The organism is Desulfonatronospira thiodismutans ASO3-1 (genome assembly GCF_000174435.1).
GTDB lineage: Bacteria > Desulfobacterota > Desulfovibrionia > Desulfovibrionales > Desulfonatronovibrionaceae > Desulfonatronospira > Desulfonatronospira thiodismutans.
Window position 1 is genome coordinate 48,158 of record NZ_ACJN02000002.1, and the last position, 18,726, is coordinate 66,883.

The 18,726-nt window shown below is 49.4% G+C and carries 5 protein-coding genes; all 5 read right to left on the bottom strand.

Features of this window, described 5'->3' with window-relative positions; genetic code table 11:
- Window positions 1-918 precede the first annotated feature (918 nt).
- The gene (locus DTHIO_RS06500; RefSeq protein ID WP_008869529.1) at window positions 919-4,785 is read right to left on the bottom strand and encodes a COG1361 family protein; all 3,867 of its coding nucleotides are present in this window, start codon (window positions 4,783-4,785) and stop codon (window positions 919-921) included.
- 351 nt (window positions 4,786-5,136) lie between these two features.
- Entirely contained in the window at window positions 5,137-7,758 is a 2,622-nt protein-coding gene (locus DTHIO_RS06505) for a trypsin-like serine peptidase (RefSeq protein ID WP_008869530.1), read from the bottom strand.
- Between the two features lie 131 nt (window positions 7,759-7,889).
- The gene (locus DTHIO_RS06510; protein WP_008869531.1) at window positions 7,890-13,370 is read right to left on the bottom strand and encodes a hypothetical protein; all 5,481 of its coding nucleotides are present in this window, start codon (window positions 13,368-13,370) and stop codon (window positions 7,890-7,892) included.
- A 15-nt stretch (window positions 13,371-13,385) separates the two neighbouring features.
- Window positions 13,386-13,616 (bottom strand): cycloinulo-oligosaccharide fructanotransferase, encoded by a 231-nt coding sequence (locus DTHIO_RS06515; protein ID WP_008869532.1) that lies wholly within the window; start codon window positions 13,614-13,616, stop codon window positions 13,386-13,388.
- 505 nt (window positions 13,617-14,121) lie between these two features.
- Window positions 14,122-17,826, bottom strand: coding sequence for a BspA family leucine-rich repeat surface protein (locus DTHIO_RS19615; RefSeq protein WP_008869534.1), 3,705 nt, complete (start codon window positions 17,824-17,826; stop codon window positions 14,122-14,124).
- Window positions 17,827-18,726 lie beyond the last annotated feature (900 nt).

The window sequence follows — 18,726 nt, forward strand, 5'->3', positions numbered from 1 at the left end:
ACCTAGCTTCCTCCTTGCTAAGGTTACAAAATCGAATTTATATATTTAACAGACTTAAAGACTTAAGAGCTTGCGAGTTAAGTGTTTTTGAAAAGTCAAATAGATACGGCCTTAATATTGATCACTTGAGAACTGAAATTAAAGTTAATTGTTAACATATTAAAACAATCCTTATGATTGCAGGCAGTTGGACCTAAAACAAATCTGGACAGTTGTGATGTCGAAACATGCGATAGAACCTGAACCTTGTGCGATAATTTTTTTGACTATAAACTTGGGCAGAACAATTACCTATTTATAAAATTAGCTTTAATATTGCAATACAAAATGGTTACCCGGTAAGTAGCCAAAATCATTGAATCTTAACCTGATAAATAATTCAACTAACCTGAAGTGATCAGATGTTTAAACAATCAATTAACCTGGAAAGGCTTGCCATGTCAACCTTTAATTACCTCACTCAAGTAAAAAAAGCGTGGACGCGGAGCGTCCGGAAGATATTCCCACGCAGAGCGTGGGAACAATAAATCAATAAAAATGAGCTTTGGGCCTGGCTTTCCGCCTGTCCCGTTTTACCCGGTTAAACACGGCTATGCCGTAGACCAGAGGTCTGTTTAACTGGGTGAATTGCTCTCAGAGCAAGCCCGAAGGGCATTAAACCGGGAGTCAGGGAGTCAGGACAAAATGTTTTTTTTCTTTATCCATCTATTAACCCTGGTAATCCTTCAAATATCTCTTTTCTTAACCATTCAGGGGATGCCGGAATCATGCCTCTGGAGTGACTGGGGACAGTCCCCGCACTTATTTTTCTGATAAATAATTTTCAGATGTAAGATTTAGAAAAATAAGTGCGAGACAGGCCGCAGGCCTGGGGACAACAACTACAACTGAGTATCTTTCAGGATGCTTACGAAAGAGTTATGCAGCAAGGACCTCCTGGAGGATATACTGCTCGATACCCATGGCCTCGACTGTTGCACTTTCCTCCACCACAAACCTGACATCCTCGATATCCTCGATTGACCATACAAAGGGAGGGTCCTGGGAGTCAACACGGGTACCGTCGATCTGCAACCATTGCTCTGGGTCACCTGGAGAGTTAATAAAATTAATCAGAGCCCCTTCATCACTGTCCTGGATACTGTCAGCCTCAAATTCCTGAGTACTGCTCCAGTTGTTGTCTTCATCGAGCAAAAGAATATAATCTCCCTCATCATGGCTGTAATCCCCTATGTTGACCTGACCGAAATCTGCCTGCGCCCGGTCCGGACTGGAGCCAAATTCAAGCACGTAAAAATCCCGCATGCCTGGATCACCGTAAATGGTCTCCTGCCGCTCAGGATCACTTTCTATCTCGACCACATTGAACACAGCTTCTTCCATTTCCAGATCTATCTGCTTGTCGTCACCGTCAACTTCAAAGCTTCCTTCATAGTAGTCATAACCGGGCAGTCTCGCGGTAAAATTATATTGACCGTCAGTTATTTTCTGCTCTGCATAACCATGCTCATCAGTTACGACCTGATAGCTGTCTGAATTTTCAATCACAAGGTTTACATTTTCGAGGGATTCATCATTATCATCGGTAATGTTGAATGAGACAGTGTGTTGTTCAGGATACAGAATGTTTCTGATATATTCTTCCATACCTGATTGCTGAACAACCTCCGTATGTTCAACTTCTATATGCACATCCTTAATGTCATCAAGATAGGACCAGGGGACCCTTTCATCCAGCTCAGCATCTTCAATAAATATTTGATTCGAAAAAGGCGGTACCAGAGAAAAGCTGATCTCGACACCATCATCACGACTGGATAAAATATCATAATCATTAAAGTCACTGGAAGCGTTCCAGATATTTTCCTGGTCTAAGAACAAGATGAGATCATCTGGCTGGTAGTTTTCAATAAGAACATCTCCAAAATCCGCCAGGGGACCATCCTGGGAAGAATCGAATTCGAATACAAAGGCATTCTGACTTTCTGTATCACCAGCAAGAGTCTGCTCATCTACACCACTTTCAGCCTGCAGTATATTGACAGGCCGCTCAAATACATTCAACAAGGCATTGCTGGTGGCATCCTCTGTATCCAGACCGAGGGTATACTCGCCAGTATCAAGCATATCGCCTTGCACATCGGAAGAATCCAGCTCAAAAGCAAACTCAGCGGATTCTCCACCTTCAAGAGTCATCTCAAAGCTTTCCAGCTCGATATCATCAAGGTAGAGCATGACCTGCCTGTTTGCCTGTACATCGCCGGTATTGTGGATATCCGCTGATATTGCCACTGTCTGACCACGTGCAACTTCAACGTCCACAAAGTCCATTATATCAAAATAAGGCTCAGCAAGTACAGTGAAATCACGTTCCTGACTGTCCTGATCAGTACTAAGGGCCAGCTGATAATCTCCTGGCTGCAGTTCAAGATCCGAGGTATCCAGGTTGTATGCAAACTCCTTTGAGTCGCCTCCACCCAGCATCATCTCCTGGCTTGCGATCTGGTCACCGTCAAGTTCAAGAATGATATCCTGGGTGTCCTGGAGCTCACCAGTATTCAATATGTCGGCGGTAACCTCCAGAATGTCTCCTTCCAGGACAGGATCAAGCTCAAAGCTCTGGACAACGAAACGGGCAGACTCAGGTACCCTGACCTCACTGGAATCTAGCTCTTCTGAAAGTTCTGAATCCTCATAAATGCCTACTGTTAAAGTTTCTTTTGCCATCAAGGGCTCAAAAAGTTCAAAGCTGAAGGTCTCGCTTTCTAAGTCCTCATCTATCCTTTTCTCATCAGATAGTACCTGTCCGGCATCGTCTGTCACTGCAACAAATACATCGCCCTGAAATTCATGAATATTGTCCACTGTAAAGACTGCTGTCACTTCCTGGCTGCCCTCGAAAACAGGGTCTACCGCCTCCACTGATGCCCATGCCTGGTCCGGGTCACGGACTAAAAGTGCGCTGGGCACTGTTATTTGCTCATCTTCAGTGCTGAGTTGGAAATCATAACTGCCCTGTGTCAAATCCTCAATGCCCGATATTTCAAAATGAGCCGTTTTCGTCTCTCCGGCCTGTAAATTAAAATCCTCCAGCACTTCAACGAGATCATCCTGGTCTTCCCGGACAATGACAAGCTCAATGTCTTGTTTACCGGACACCTCTCCAGAGTTGGATACATCAAAAGAAAAGTCGGCCTGTTGTTGCCCCTCTTTTATCACCAGGTCCTTTATGGAATCCTCATCTATTGAAAAATAAGCCGGGGCAAGAATATTAAGGTGATCACCAAATTTTTTTTCGTCGTTATCAGTTATAACCAGCAGATCGTAGCTTCCCGCCTCAAGGCCATGCAAGTCCAGTCCGGTGAACTGAACTTCGCCGGCCTCTTGCCCTGCCAGTTCCAGGGGTTCATCAGACGGGAATTCAAGCTCCTCTCCATCTGGGTCGACAACAAGGAGTATGTCCTGTGAACCAGGCAGATCCCCGGTGTTTTTAATATCAACAGAAACAGAGGCATGCTCTCCCTGAACAACATCAGGAGCATCCACCTCCTGGACACTGAAAAAAGCCGGTGCAGGATCCAGGACCTCAAAATCAAATTCTGCGTTCAAACTGTCGGCATTGAGGGCGTCCACAGTTACAGAAGCGGTGTATTCACCTTCAATGGCATCATCCCAGGTCTCAAACTCAAAATTATAAGAGTCTTCCTGTATCTGAAAGGAAGCAGACACTTCATCAGAATGGACTGTCTGGCCCTGCCCATTGTATACAGTAAGTTCAGCCCACAGCTCTACTGTTTCAACCCCGTCTGTTTCAAAGACCTGAGAAGAAAAGGTAATATCATCACCAACTTCAGGGCTTTCAGGACTGATTAAAACAGCATCTTCAGCAAAGCCGAGCTCTGCCGGCCTGTCAGTAACCAGCCACTTCACCTGTTCGTTTTCCTGAAAATCGCCAGCATAATAAGGTACAACGCTTATCTCTTTGCCAGCATCCGCTCGAGGGAGTATCTCTTCATCAAGGCGATCACCCCGGACCCAGCCATGGCCCACCTGGGTGTCAAGAGGTTCACCGCCTGCTGTCACCTGAAACCAGATAGAGTCAGCTTCAAAGCCGGTGGGAGAAATAAAACTGAACAAGTCGTTTAAAGAAGTGTCCTGGGTCAGATAATATCTGTCAATAAAGAATTCAAACTCCTGCTCCCTGGCTACATTCCATGACTTTTTCTCCTGAGTCTGAATATCTCCGGCATAATAAGGAAGAACCGAGATCTCGCTCCCGGCGGCCTGAGCCGGGAAAAGCTCTTCGTCCAAGTGATCGCCCCGAACCCAGCCACGACCCAGCCGGGTATCAAGATGTTCGCCGTCTACAGTCACCTGAAACCAGATCTGGTCCTCTGGAATGACGGCTTCATAGCTGAACATGTCACTTAAAGGAGTATCTTCGCCTACAACATTTGTCTCTTCCTGCAATTCTATTGAAATCTCTGAAGGAAAGGGTACGTCATCTCTTTTTGCCCAGTCACCGACTTCAGTAGAATAATTGCGTACATAAAGGGTGTTGTGCTCCAGCTGATTAATACCTACAGACATGTTGTCCAGCTCTTCGACCGGAATCCAGGGTGAACCATCCGCAGCTCTCAAGGTAAATCCCTTCTTTACTTCACCATCTTCAATCAAACCTGTCCATAACTGATAATGTGTAGCTTCAGGGTCAGTATCCTGGAAAAGTTCAGAAAAAGGCAGACCTAACTCAACCTGACCTACAGGTGGAAAAATGATGGACATATACAACTCCTCTATCTGTTAATTGTTATCTGGACTTGCTACATGAAACCCAAGGACATACTTTCCAGGCAGGATAAGTTTAAGCTATCAGTTATCAGTTGTTGGTTGCAAGCAAAAAATTATCAGTTATCAGTAAATAGTCAAAGAAATAAAACCTTATGATCTCAAATATTTATATCGTAAACACATCGGGACTTTAAAACAATATAGAAAAAACGTAATAAATTCAGAGTATTGTGCGAGAGATTTTGACTGTCCTGATAAAGCAACAGCGAAAATTTCAAATTAACTGAAGAGAAAAGCTTCATGATTCCGCCTGTTCGTTGCCGGGCCGCCAGGATAAAGCAGCTTCTAAACAAAGCAAGAGTCGGGAAGACCCCCTGGTTCTTCATGGACCCCCATCAGGTCAACTTCAGTATTTTCCCTGTGCTGTTCACCTTGATTTAATGAATCCAGCTGGACAGGAGAAGGTCCGCTGCTCATGTCCTCCAGCAACTCCTTCTCAAGAAAATAGCCATCTTTTTGCACTATGGACAAAGCCCAGTTATAAGCTGCCTTATCAAGGGCAGAAACCAGTGGGGCTTTGCTGCTGCCGCTTCCGGCATAAACTCCTGCAAAGTAATAATCTCCAGAATCTTCCTGAAAAAAAACAGGGGAACCGCTTGCCCCCCGGGATCCGTACATATCCGGAGCAAGCTTAAAACCCCCGCTCTGGGCACCATAATCCGGATGGCCGATGCGATAGCTGTCTACTTCACCTTGCGATGACCACTGAAAATAGAGCCCTTCACCATCATCCTCGCCCTGATGAACTCCTCTGGCAGGGTATCCGGACCAGGTGACTTCCTTTCCACGCAGATCACGCTCTTCATCGTCCGCACTGGTCCAGAACCACTGAAAATGTCCCTGGCCGTCATTTTGATCGACTTCCCGGTCCAGTGTAATTATCGCCATATCAGTATCGGGCCAGTGATCATCCCACTTGTATCTCTGCATGTGCGCCTGCACAGCCTGATAGAGGTTGTCCTCCTGTTCCTGACTTGCAGTGGCTCCCTGGCGGCCAAGATAAAATTCAGCCGCCTTGAGTTCACTCAAATCGCTTTCCCAGCTGTTGCTGGAAAGAACATGGGCATTGGTCATTACGTGCCTGGGAGAAATGAGAAAACCGGTTCCCATGCTGGTTTTATCACTGTCCTCCAGTCTGACCAGCATATGTCCGATCAAGTCATAGGGCTGCTGCTCAACATCGGCCCACTGCCAGTTGAATTCCTCCTCGTGCTGGTATAGTGCAAAATCCTGGGAAGCACTGAAACTTCTTCCACTATCGCTGAGACTGACAGTCATGTTTACCGGGCCAGGATTTAACGAAGATGTGTCATTGAAAGTAAATGACAGTGGCTTGCTTATAGGCTGTTCCCATTGCAGCGGGATGGTTTCACTGTGGGAGAAGTCTCCCTGATGCAGGGTAAATACGGCTTGACCATTTCTGCCGAGGTGAGAGGCCCAGGCCTGAACCTCAATCTCGCTCCCCACGCGACCGGCGGAAATATGTTCGATACTTACCTCACGTCGTCCGGAAAACTCCTGGGCAGCTATGGTGATATCCTGGCTGAACTCTGCTTCCTGTGCATTGTCTGCAAAGGCCTGAGCCTGGACATTGTATATACCTGGCTCCTGGATTAAAAGATCTTCAAACACTATAGTCCGGGTATTCCCGTCCAGCCCGGACCATCTGGGATCTCCTGCTTCGACAACCTTGTCAATCAAACCTGCTATCCTGAAATGGACAGCAAGGTTCTCTATCTCTGCACCCGTTGACTCCGAAACCTCCAGCTCCAGAGAAAACTCCTGCCCGGCATGAAATAATTCTGAACCTGTAAAGCCTGCCTCCAATTGAGGCTGGAGTTGATCAGCAGTAAAGGCAACATCTCTTTCCTTCCACTCACCGTCAGCAGGCTTTATACGGACCAGATCATGATCAAGTCTGTCTGCATCGACTTCAATTAACTTAAGATCGCTCAGAAGAATCCAGCCAGGTTCACCATGATCGTAAAGATGGCCGGTATCAACAAAAGAACCGGTAAGCTCGTCATCACTTCTGTTGCCGGTCCATATCCGCACCCATCCCGGAGCATGGGTAAAAAGCCGGGCAAAACTAAGACCTGTATCTTGGGGTCCGATGGATACAGATTGCCACTTACCATTTTGCGGTTTCCACCACAAGGTATCATGAGAAGAGTGCTCTGCTGACAGAGTAAGTTCTGCCAGCTCCCCGGCCTGGATCCATCCATTGGCAAGCCCGGTCTGCACCGGAACAGCACCATGTTCATCCCCTGTATATATCCGGTACCATTCAGAGGCAAAGGGTTTAAAATCCAGCAGGTCAGCGTATGAGTGTTCCATTATATTTATTTGCTGTAATGAACTGAAGTCCACAGGATAAATAAAATCAATATCTGCACTCTGCCATTCCCCACCGGCAGGCTTGACCCAGATCTCATTGTGATCCAGACGGGAGACATCGGTTTTAAGTTTTCTTAGATCCTCCGTCTTGATCCAGCCCGGAGCTGCATCAGGGCCGTATATGTGACCGACATCAACCAGGGATCCCTTCAAGCCATCGCCGTCGTTGCGACCGGTCCAGATGCGAAGCCAGGCCGGTTCATGGGAAAAAAGATCGCTTACATAACTGTCGTAATCACCAGGGGCTATGTTTACAGAGTTCCATCTGCCGGACACTTCCCTCCACCACAGGATATCGTATTGTGCATTGTCATGCTCAAGACGCAGGGAAAAAAGATCCCGGGCCTCAACCCATCCATTGTTTTCAGAGATCAGGGGTTTTTTCTCTTTGTTGTCCTTTGTAGAAAGCCATAACTGATACCAGGGGGCTGAAAAACGTCCTGGAGAGAGAAAATCCGCATAGGACTGACCGAGAAAAAGGTGACGCAGATGCTGGTCAAAATGAATCATTTGTGATCCAGGATGCTTATGCAAAAAGTCTCTTTTGCAGACGCAGTTGACGGTTGATGGTTGACGGCTTTGCGGTCTTAGCACCTTTGCGTGAAAAAAATTGGGGGTGGGCATAGCCCGCATCAGGGAAACTAACTAAACAAATCGCCGGAATCCTGCTCATCCTGCACTCCCTGCAGGGCAAGGCTGCCGGAATCATCTGAATTAACATAATCTGCAACTGCAACAGGTAAATCGGCCACATTTCCTTTGGAACCATCGTCCAGATGGACGATCAGCTTATGCTGTGCTGCCAGTTCATAGCCCCAGGGCTCTGGAAATCCGAAATATTCCTGATTCTGCCAGTCATTGGACTGCCAGTCACGCATTCCCAGCTCGGGACTGTAAGCCTGGACATAAATGGTGTTGTGCCCGGCCTGGTCTCCGGTGACCTGAAGCCCGTTTAGATCTTCAGCCCGGACCCAGCCGCCGCCGGCTTCAGTATCCACCACTGAACCCTGGACCACCCCTTCCTGGTCCAGCTCGCCTGTCCACAACTGATACCAGGTCGTAGTGTCGTCCTGGTCTGTGAACAGCTCGGAAAAGGAAGTGCCTACAGAGATGTCTGAGTCAACGTTGAACTCGATTTCCGGGGGACCAGGAAAATCAAAATAATCCCCATCCCTCCAGGCATTGCTGTGCCAGCCCCCTGGCGGGGCTCCCTGTTTCCATCCCTGGACATACAAAGTGTTGTGCTCTAAGTTTTCATAACCAACGCTATAATCATCAAGATGCTCAGCAGGTATCCAGCCTGAAGAGTTGCCGTCTAAAACAATACCATCCTCAATTCGCCCAGTCCAGACCTGGTAATGGGTATACATGGCCTGCACATCCGTAAACAGCTCCGAGAAAGGGGAGCCCACGGCAATATCCACTTGTGTATGAAACTCAAAATCCTGCAGCAAGGGGTCGTCATCATCATCTTGTTCTTCTTCCGATGCCGGAAAAAGCCCGTACAGTATTTGATTGCGGGACGGGTCGGCGTCGTAAACTGCAGCCTGAACCTGGGCCTGCAGCGGAACCGCAGGATCCTCAAAATCGGCCGGTATTAGAAACTCGAAATCAGCGCTGTCACCAGCTGCTATATTTTCAAAATTTACTTCAGTCACCTTGTCAGTAAATGACTGAAACTCAGAATCTGGCTGATAGCCCACAAGGGACTCGGGAACATCTATGGACAGAATACCGGACCCTGAATCCCGCTCACCCTCGTTGCTCACTGTAAAGGTCAAAAGAAATGTTTCCTCTATGGGCCCCTTTTCCTGTTCCACAGAGAGCACGAGATCTGCGCTGCCAACAACTTCCACAGGCTCATCAGAAAAGGCATGGTCCGGAGCCAGACCTTCGGCTGTGGTCACGGCGTTCACATAGTAAGTCCCAGGAGCCATTTCCCGGTAATCCCAGACATATTCCTGCTGCCCCTGAACAACTTCAATGGCATCAGTGGTAATGCGCCGGCCCAGTTCGTCCACAGTTTCAGGGCTCAGGCTTGCATACAGCTGCACCACCCCGCTGTCTGCATCCTGAAGCTCGGTGTCGAACACTATATGCACCTGATCGCTCCCGGCATCAACCTCCACGCTCAAAATCTCTGTACTCGGCCCCTGAAACATCTCGCTGGCATCGTAGGTCACCTCGCCCAGGCCGCTCTCATCGCTCAGGCGAAGGTCCCAGGTGCCACGGGCGGGATTCTGCAGGGCCACGGCCCGCCCGTAATCGTCGGAGAGCTCCTGAACCAGGACAATATCCTCGTGATCCGACCACTCAGCCTCGCCGAGCACGGTCTCATCAGGGGTAATGAGCTCCAGAGTGCGGTCCGTGGCCGCCTCCTCCCAGCGGGCGGTGAGCACGACCACACTTAGATCCTCGTGCAGCTCCCAGCTGCCAATCTCCTCAATCTGTCGCTGACCAAGAAGCTCAACATTGCCGGCGAAATCAGCCCGCAACCCGACACCGGTCTTGAGGCCGAAGGGCAGGTCTATGGTACGCCAGGCCGCAACGCTGCTGTTTTGACCATTACCGTCCCCGACGTACTCCAGCATAGCCGTTCCGGAAGTACCGCGTCCGCCAATGAGCGGAACCGCTTCCGGCATGTGCAGAGTAGCTACCATGGAGGCGTCCACATGGCTGATATCCCCCCGGGTGTAGAGCTCCAGCTGGGCCTGGGCGCTGACCACGCCTTCCAGCAGCTCAATTCCCAGTGAGGTCTGAATGTCTCCGTAAGCCAGGTCGTATTCTATATCACCCGTGGCCTCCAGCAGGGTGAAGTCGTTGATACGCGCAGGATTCACACCAAACCAGCGCACCAGGGGATCGGTGAAGCTCTGCACCACACCAGGTACAAAGTAGCCCACCTTGGAATCGATTTTAAAATCCAGACCAATGTCCCCGGTGGTGAACTCGCCGCCAAGACTTCCGTGCAGGGGCGATGGAGTAACCGTGGTATCCGGACCCAGGGTGGTCTTGATCCTGCCCTGATAACTCAGAGCACTCTCCTCATCCCGGCCGGACAAGCCATCCACGCCAAGCTCACCGCCCTGAATAAAAAACGGTGTGGAGCCCAGAGGAGCATTCAGACCGTCCAGGCCCAGCTTGAGCTTCTCCAGTTCTATGGGATCCCAGAAGGCCCCCAGCTCAATCTCCAGCTCCACTCCGGAAGCCAGAAACGGAGCCTGGCCCTTAATGTTGCCACCAAAGCTGGACTCTGTAGTATCCAGTTCCAGACCAAGCTCTGAAATCAAAGGACGGGTGGTTTCCACATAGCCAGGGACAGACTTGGCGGAATAGCTTATGGATCCGGACACGTCCCAGGACCACGGCTCTTCCTCACTGCCAGGGGAAAAACGCAGAAAATTCTCTCCCCGGGTGAACAGCCCAGCATCATCGTCAACTGCATCTCCGGCCAGATCCAGCTCCATGCTGCGGGCAGTATCCACGCCTATGACCCGGAACTGGTCCTGAACCTTGCCCCCCCAGCTGAGCTCGGCTTTGCCGCTGAAGTCGAAGGTGTCCTCTACAGCATCGTAGTACACCCCGAAATTAGAGAGTTCCAGGGAAAGAGAGCCCCCGGGAACACTCAGATTCAGGGCATCATCATCCTTAAACCAGCGTCCTGTTCCCACTCCAGCCATACGGGGTGAAAACATAGGCCCCTCAGGCAAGGTGCTCAGCAATAGCGGCGTTCCATCGGTATCCAGGGTGACAAAGCCTTCACCAAAGCGCAGGTCTGTATCAAAAAGCAGTTCATCAGGGCGGATAGTAAGGTCTGCGAACTCCAGGCCAATCATTTGCGCCACCAGGCGATAGCTGTCCGGACTGTTAGTGTCCTCGAACTCTGATACCTCAAGGCTCTGCATATCTACATTAAAGCTACCTTCCATAAGCGGACTGTCCAGATTCAGGGTTTCTGACCAGAACTGCCCATCCATGATCTCCAAGGTGCCATCCTCAATGGCTACTCGCCCTTCCTCCAGTCGTAGCAGCCAGCCATCGCCATCCTTGTGGCCTACAAGGATGGTGCTGCCCAGTTCCGAATAAATCGGACCGTCTTCCTGGGGTATCAACCAATCACCTGTAGAGTCAATCAGCAACTGACCGGTATCCACTACGGTCCAGTCAAACTCGTCAGTCACGCTGTCACCTTGTGGGTTGGCTGCGGTTACCGTGATGGTATGCTCTCCGGGGGCAATGCCCTCAAGAGTGGTGACGGCACGGGAATCGGCGTCGTACTGCATGCCTTCCGGCAGTCCACCGACCTGGTAGTCCAGTTCCTCCCCCAGAGGGTCAAAGAAGAATTCATCCAATGCCAGGGTAGATACCATGCCCTCCAGACTGAATCGCAGTGGTGGCAAGATGTTGTCAATGGCACTTGAATCGAGCCTCATGAAGAGCGCTCTGGTTCCCCATCCGTCGGGATTGATTTCACTGATCAGGTTGAAGCTACCGGTCCCGGTATCCATCAGGAAAGGTTCAGTGGTCATGCCGACCTCGGGGGTTGCATAGGGCACAATGTAGCGGCCGCCGCCCAGTTCCACTGAATGAACGTTTTCTTCCAGGTAGCTCAACAAATCGCGGATCTGGAAAGGCTCGTATTCCTCAATCAACTGGTATGTTCCATCCCCCGTACCGTCCGTACTCCAGAGTGACGAATCCGTGCCTGTAAAAAGAACAGTACCGTCCGGCAAAGAAAGTCTAACACCTCTTGAGTCATCCCGCAACTGCTCCGTTCCCGCAATGGTGCCATCGGTGACCCACAAATGTTCCCCGGTACGGAAAAGAATCCGGTTGTCACCGAGATGAGTAGGCCTAAAATGGGTGCCCGAAAGGTCGAAGACCCCTTCTGCGAGCTTCTGCATAACGTTGGTCGTGGTGTCCGTGACCCATAACCCTCCATCGCTGCCACCTTCAACGGCGAAGAGTGTGCTGCCGTCGTCCAGTGTGAAGAAGTCGCGTGGTCGACCATCGAACAACCGCACCAGATCGGTTCCGGACTCGGTGCCGTCGGTAAGCCACAACCCGTTACCACCATATATGAAATTGCCCTCAGCACTAATTTCTTGGGTTCGCGCTGAATAAAGGGTCAAATGGTCAGTGACCGCATGGGAATAAAAAATTTGTGAAGGATATGGGCCTTCGCCTCCACCGCGAAAGAAGGTGATGGGCTCCGGGCCCTCATCTGTAAGACCCGGGGCAGAGCCCATAACACGGGTTCCTGCGTTAGTACCGTCGGTGAGGTTCCACTGCCCGTTACTCCAGAAACTTACCCGGCCGTCGGGTTCTGCATAGGTATGGAACCTGCTCCCCGGCTGTAATCCGAAGTCACCCAGCGGCACTGTCCCGGCAATGGTGCCATCCGTAACCCAATAAGACGTACCGTCCTCATCCGTTGATAGGCACTGGAACAGGAGCTTGTCCGTGCCGATGGATCTGGGAGAAAACATGTAAAATGTATCAGAATCCAGAAGACGAATAGTGCCGCCCTGGGTGCCATCGGTGGCCCACAAGCTTCGATTGGCTGCCATGTCTCCTTCGTCGATGGCAGAAAACAAGACCTGGTCTCCAAGGCGATGGAAGTGCAGGGGGCGGCTGCCCAGCGCGTTGCCTTCGTTATCTTTCGTGGGATTGATCTCCTTTAGAAGCCTTGTGCCTCCGGGGGTACCGTCCGATACCCATAATTCCCGGACAAGATACGGTTCACCCCTAGATCTCGCAGAAAAGACAACAATCCCGTCAGTGACTTGGGTCAGGTCCGCAGGCTCCAATGGGCCGGAATCATAAGTAATGCCCGGGTCGAAGACCGGACGGGTTCCATCCTGTGTCCCGTTGGTAATCCACAGACCCCGGGTTCCGGCGTCAAACAGGACCTGGCCGTCTGTTAGCAGCTCCATCGAAAAAATCCTAGTGTAGCTGTCCTGGTCGGAGGCTTTCACCAGCTCGGTACCGGCCTCAGTACCGTCAGTAAGCCATAAAGCATGGCCATCTTGGCCATCATTGCCAACAAAAACAAAACGGGGGGATTGGTTGTTTGCAGAGCTTACCTGAAATACAGAGTTTTGTTGTGTTGAATTGCTCATTATAGCCTCCTTCTTTTAAAGCTGAATGTCCTTGAGCAGGCCGGTGCCTTCGTAAGTGCCGTCGGAAATCCATAGTTCCCGACCGTATCCGGAATCATAAGCTGCAAACACAACCCGTCCTGAAGAGACCCCGGTCTGTCCGGAATCCACTTTGCTGTGCTGGGCAATTGAATCTGACTGACTTACCAGGGCATCTGTCTGGCTTTTATCCACAGGATCTTGCTTATAATTGGCTGAGGAGGGCATAATTCACCTCTCTTGAGCAATGGCAGTGAGAATTGCTCGGTTCAGGTATGAACAAAAGAAGATGACCTGAAAAGATGTTTTAAGACTTGAGTATTCTTGCTACAAGGAGATCATAATGGATTTCAACCAGGAAGTCATCTTTTTTTTGCCTTGGTTATTTTTTTCAGGGTGAAAGAAGCTTCCAGGCAGCCCATAAAATGGGCATTTCGAGGGGCGTGTTACCCAAAATATGCCATTCATGAAATGGAGGTCGACCTCTTTGTTGAAGTCGTCCTGGTCGGAGAGGTTGCCGTTCTGGTAGTCCACTGACGCTCGGAAATCATTCAGGGAGTCGGCAGTAAGCTCCCAATCCTGGTTGGACATCACGTATTCGCTGTTCTATGCTACCCTGGTCTCCTAAGTCAGCTGTTCCGGTCTTTGCTGCTCAAATCACACCAGGTGACCCCGGCTCCAGTATAATTATCACCGGGGTCAGGCCTGTGGTGTATTGGAATATTGTGTTTGTTTAGATAAACTCACCGTCTCCAAGGATGTCTTTTTCCTTTTCTAATCCCATGAACTCTATTGCCTGGGAATTACCCTCGTCATCCTCGTCACCCCAGGGATGAAGGTGCTCATTTTCCGCCAAAGGAGAACCGCCTGCAAATCCAAATGGTTCCTCGGGGATATGGGGAACATGCCATCCGGATATATCTTGGTAAAAGGAAGAGGCGCCGGCGAACATCATGTTCATATCCTGCACGTTTGAGACGTCCCAGTCACCAATATTCTGATTAAAGGACTTGGCTCCATCGAACATGGATCTCATATCATCCACGTTTGAGACGTCCCAGCCCCCTATACCCTGGTTAAAGGACTCAGGGTTAAAGGACTCAGCACTCCGGAACATATAACTCATATCCTGTACGCTGGATGTTTCCCACTCACCAATATCCTGATCAAAGGTCTCGGCTCCCCAGAACATGGCTCTCATATCCTGCACTTTGAAAACATCCCAGCGTACTATATCCTGATCAAAGGATTCAGCATCCTGGAACATATAACTCATATCCTGTACGCTGGATGTTTCCCAGTCGCCTAAATCCTGGTTGAAGGACCCGGCGTTTTCGAACAACTTTTTCATGTTTGTCACATTGGACACCTCCCAGTCGCCTATGTCCTGATTAAAGGCTTCGGCACCCAGGAACATGGCCTTCATATCATCTACGTTGGAGACGTCCCAGTCACCTATGTTCTGATTAAAATTACGGGCACCCACGAACATAGAACTCATATCCTGCACGTTTGGTGCAACCCAGTCGCCTATATCTTGATTGAAGGACCCGGCTTCCGAGAACATAGAACTCATACTCTGCACGTTTGAGACGTCCCAGTCGCCTATGTCCTGATTAAAGGATTCGGCCAGGAAAAACATTGACCTCATATCATCTACGTTTGAGACGTCCCAGTAACCAATATCCCCGTTAAAGTCCGTACCAGCGAAAATCCCGGACATATCAGCAACCTGAGAGGTATCAATATTATATTCGGAATCCTCAAAGGTATACTCAATATCTTCATGTACTATGGCAAAAGACCCATCCCCGTCTATTAGGCCGGAGGCAGCCCCTCGGAGCTGTTCTTCCGTGACTGTCAGGAATTGAGAGGCGTCTTCTTCTAAAATCGCAAACTCTTTAGTTTGTGTTGCCTGGGAAGCATTATCCGCATCAGTCGTAACCTCAATGATATATTCCCCGACCTCATAAATCACCAGATCTTCGAAACTGACAGTGGTCTCAGTTTCCTGCAGCGGGTCTACGTATTTGGTCTCGTCTATATCCGTATCATTTATCTCCAGGTTAACAGTCAGGTTCTCAGTCTCTACACCTGCCAGTTCTTCTATGCTTACATCTACTGTGAATTCCTGGCCTGCCTCTGGCTCTTCAGGGGTTATGACTATGGACTGGATGGAGAGGTCAGAAGAGTCAGTCTGATTTTGTAAATCATCTGGCTCTAGTACCAGATCCACCAGGACATTTTCATCGGGCATGGTAAAATCCATTTCCACTTTTTCTTCAAATTCATCATGATTAAAGGTAAGCAGATAATCTCCAGGTTCAAGCTGCATGGCATAACCACCGGAATCCCAGGTAGCAGTGACCTGTTCTCCAGCCTGAACCTGGACATCTCCCAGACCTTCTCCGGGCTTGTATGCCCCTGAACCATCAAGATCCTGAAACACAGTACCGGTTAGAAAAGGCGTATCACTGGTATGAGCAAATTTGACAGTTGTCATGTATCCAGTATCACCAGTATAGTCTCCAAGCAGAGAGCCCACGCCGACTTCCATAAATGACTCTCTCATGGTGTTTTCACGATGCCCAGATGAATGAAACAGGTTTTCATGCTTTTGAGCGATGAGTTCATCCATACCCTCTGTGTAGCCCGTTAAAGCCAGATTTTCACCCCAGCCCCAGGGCGGATCGGTATTGTAGTCCGTATCCTTTATGCGATCCTCCACGGAGCTGCCTCCTTCACCGGTGTGATCAAAAGTATCGTTATCCAGCATCCACTGTGAATGTTCTCTGGCTGCCTGCGTCAAATCCGGGTTGAAGGCCAGGGGCTGCTTCATGTCTGGAGATATTTCATCTTCAGGAGAAATGTCCTGATTGAGGTCTATGCCAAATAAATCGGCCTCGGCTTCCGGGTCCAGTCTGGCACGGTTTATAAGAGTTATCATGTACTGTTCGTAGTCTGTCGGAAAATGATTTTCGACTTCTTGCATTGAGACCGACAGGGGTTGCGTTTCTGCAGTGTTCTCTGTCGGAGAATGCTCCACCTCTATGGTCTGACCATCATCCTCCAGGGAAAGCCCGGTACCGTCTCCCGGCTCTGCTGTCAGGCCGTAGTCTGCAAAATCTGAGAAGGCTACGGTTCGGTCATCTGCCTCCTGGTAACTCTTGGTTACCACCAAATCGCTTAAATCCAGTTCCTGGCCCTCTGTGTACTCCAAATCTGGCTGCGTGGTTATTTCTATGCCGTCAACAAAGTCTTCAAGAGAAAGCGTGATCCGCGATGAAACCGCATCCGCATTACCCGCATCAGCTGTCACGTCTATAGTATATTCTCCAGTATCCTCTATCACCAGATTATCAAAGGTAACTGTGTCCTCAGACCCTTGGAGAGAGTCTACCTCGATGGTCTCTTCTATCCCGGTGCCTGCTATTGCCAGGCTAACAGTCAGGTCTTCAGTCTCAATACCTGCCAGCTCTTCCAGGTTTACATCTACTGAGAATTCCTCGCCAGCCTCTGGCTCTTCCGGGGTAACGTTCATAAAATTAATTTCTAACTCAGCCAGCTCTTCATGCACTGTCCACTCCTGGCTGAGTACTTCCTGCAATTCGCCATCAAAAAATGGTGTGACGTTTAACTTTTTACCAGTATCCTCTGCAAAAAAATACTCATCCCCCAGCCTGTCTCCACGGACCCAGCCGTTGCCCAGAGCGGTGTCAATGGGTTCTCCGTCCACCTTGACCTGGAACCAGATAGTATCCGCAGTGAATCCGGTTGGCAGGTTGTAGCTGAACATTTCGCTCAAAGGGGTATCTTCTTCCACATAAGCTTTGTCTATGCTCAACTCATAATGCTCGGCCCTATCCACCATTTGAGTCCGGGCTTTATCAGTATGCAGCTCACCTGCATAGAACGGAGTAACCTCCAACTCTTTACCGCCATGTTCCGCCGTAAAATACTCATCCCCCAGCCTGTCTCCACGGACCCAGCCGTGGCCCAGAGCGGTGTCAACGGGCTCTTCGTCCACCTTGACCTGAAACCAGACCTCATTGCTGCTGACAGGGGTATCAAAGCTGAACATATCACTGAGCATAGTGTCTTCAGAAACCACATCCTTTTCAATTGCCAGCTCAAAAGGAATTTCCTCCGGAAAATTCATTTGCGTTGAGTGCTCCCAGGCGTTCACCTCATCAGTATAGGTCTGCACATACAGGGTGTTATGCCCTGCCTGGTCCACCCCAACGGTTAGATCTTCAAGACCGTCTTTTGATACCCAGCCACCGCCTACCATAGCTCCCCGGACTACCTCACCTTCATTATCCAGTTTACCGGTCCACAATCTGTACCAGGAAGTCTGTTCCTCATCCGTGTTGGCGAATAGATCTGTAAATGGTGTACCAAGGGTTATTTCTAAGTCTTGGTTAAACTGAATAGACATAAGTTACTCCTTCAAAAATTTGTGGCTTCAAAAACAAAAAAGCCCGTCTCCGCCATCAAAGGCAGAAACGGGCTTACAAGTCTGCAGGTGTCAAACAGTGATTAGACAGGTCCAGGGCCTGGTGCAGGGACCAGCCCTGCTCTATGTGGCGGATTAGAAACATGAAAGTCACATAGTTCCCCCTTGCTTTAAGCTTTGCATACTTTAGCTGCCCATAAAGTGCAATACTTTTTTTCAGCATTTTTTAAAGGGGTGGCTATGCAACCTCTTCTCCCCTGCCTGGCTCAAATGACGATAAATCGCCTGTCTGGAAATATTTAATCGCCGTGTCACCTCTGTCTGGTGCAGCCCACCATCAAGCATCTCAAAAATCTTGTCTTCCTTCTATGTGCTCTACGGAGGCGAGTTCCGCCGACTGCAGAGGGGCCGGTACAGACTCGGCGTGATCCTTGCGGGTAAGGGGTTGAAAACCGGGCATAGGACGATAATATCCTTGTGTTGGCCATATTTACCCAGAACAGGCAATGCGCATTTTGGGTAAATTAGATGGATTTTACCGGATCCATAAAGGACAAGGCCCAGTCCAGGCAAGGATAAATCATTGTATGATGCGACTGCAAATACGCAAGAACAACCTATCCCTTATGTTGCGTTTTTCAGAGATCAGAGGTTTTTTCTCTTTGGTGTCCTTTGTGGAAAGCCATAACTGATACCATGAAGCGGAAAAACGTCCTGGAGAGAGAAAATCTGCATAGGACTGACCGAGAAAAAGGTGACGCAGATGCTGGTCAAAATGAATCATTTGTGATCCAGGATGCTTATGCAAAAAGTCTCTTTTGCAGACGCAGTTGACGGTTGATGGTTGACGGCTTTGCGGTCTTAGCACCTTTGCGTGAAAAA

Bases quoted from the DNA above. Each gene is read 5' to 3' on its own strand.
- DTHIO_RS06515 (WP_008869532.1), bottom strand. From the start codon at position 13,616: ATGCCCTCCTCAGCCAATTATAAGCAAGATCCTGTGGATAAAAGCCAG.
- DTHIO_RS06505 (WP_008869530.1), bottom strand. From the start codon at position 7,758: ATGATTCATTTTGACCAGCATCTGCGTCACCTTTTTCTCGGTCAGTCC.
- DTHIO_RS06510 (WP_008869531.1), bottom strand. From the start codon at position 13,370: ATGAGCAATTCAACACAACAAAACTCTGTATTTCAGGTAAGCTCTGCA.
- DTHIO_RS19615 (WP_008869534.1), bottom strand. From the start codon at position 17,826: ATGTCTATTCAGTTTAACCAAGACTTAGAAATAACCCTTGGTACACCA.
- DTHIO_RS06500 (WP_008869529.1), bottom strand. From the start codon at position 4,785: ATGTCCATCATTTTTCCACCTGTAGGTCAGGTTGAGTTAGGTCTGCCT.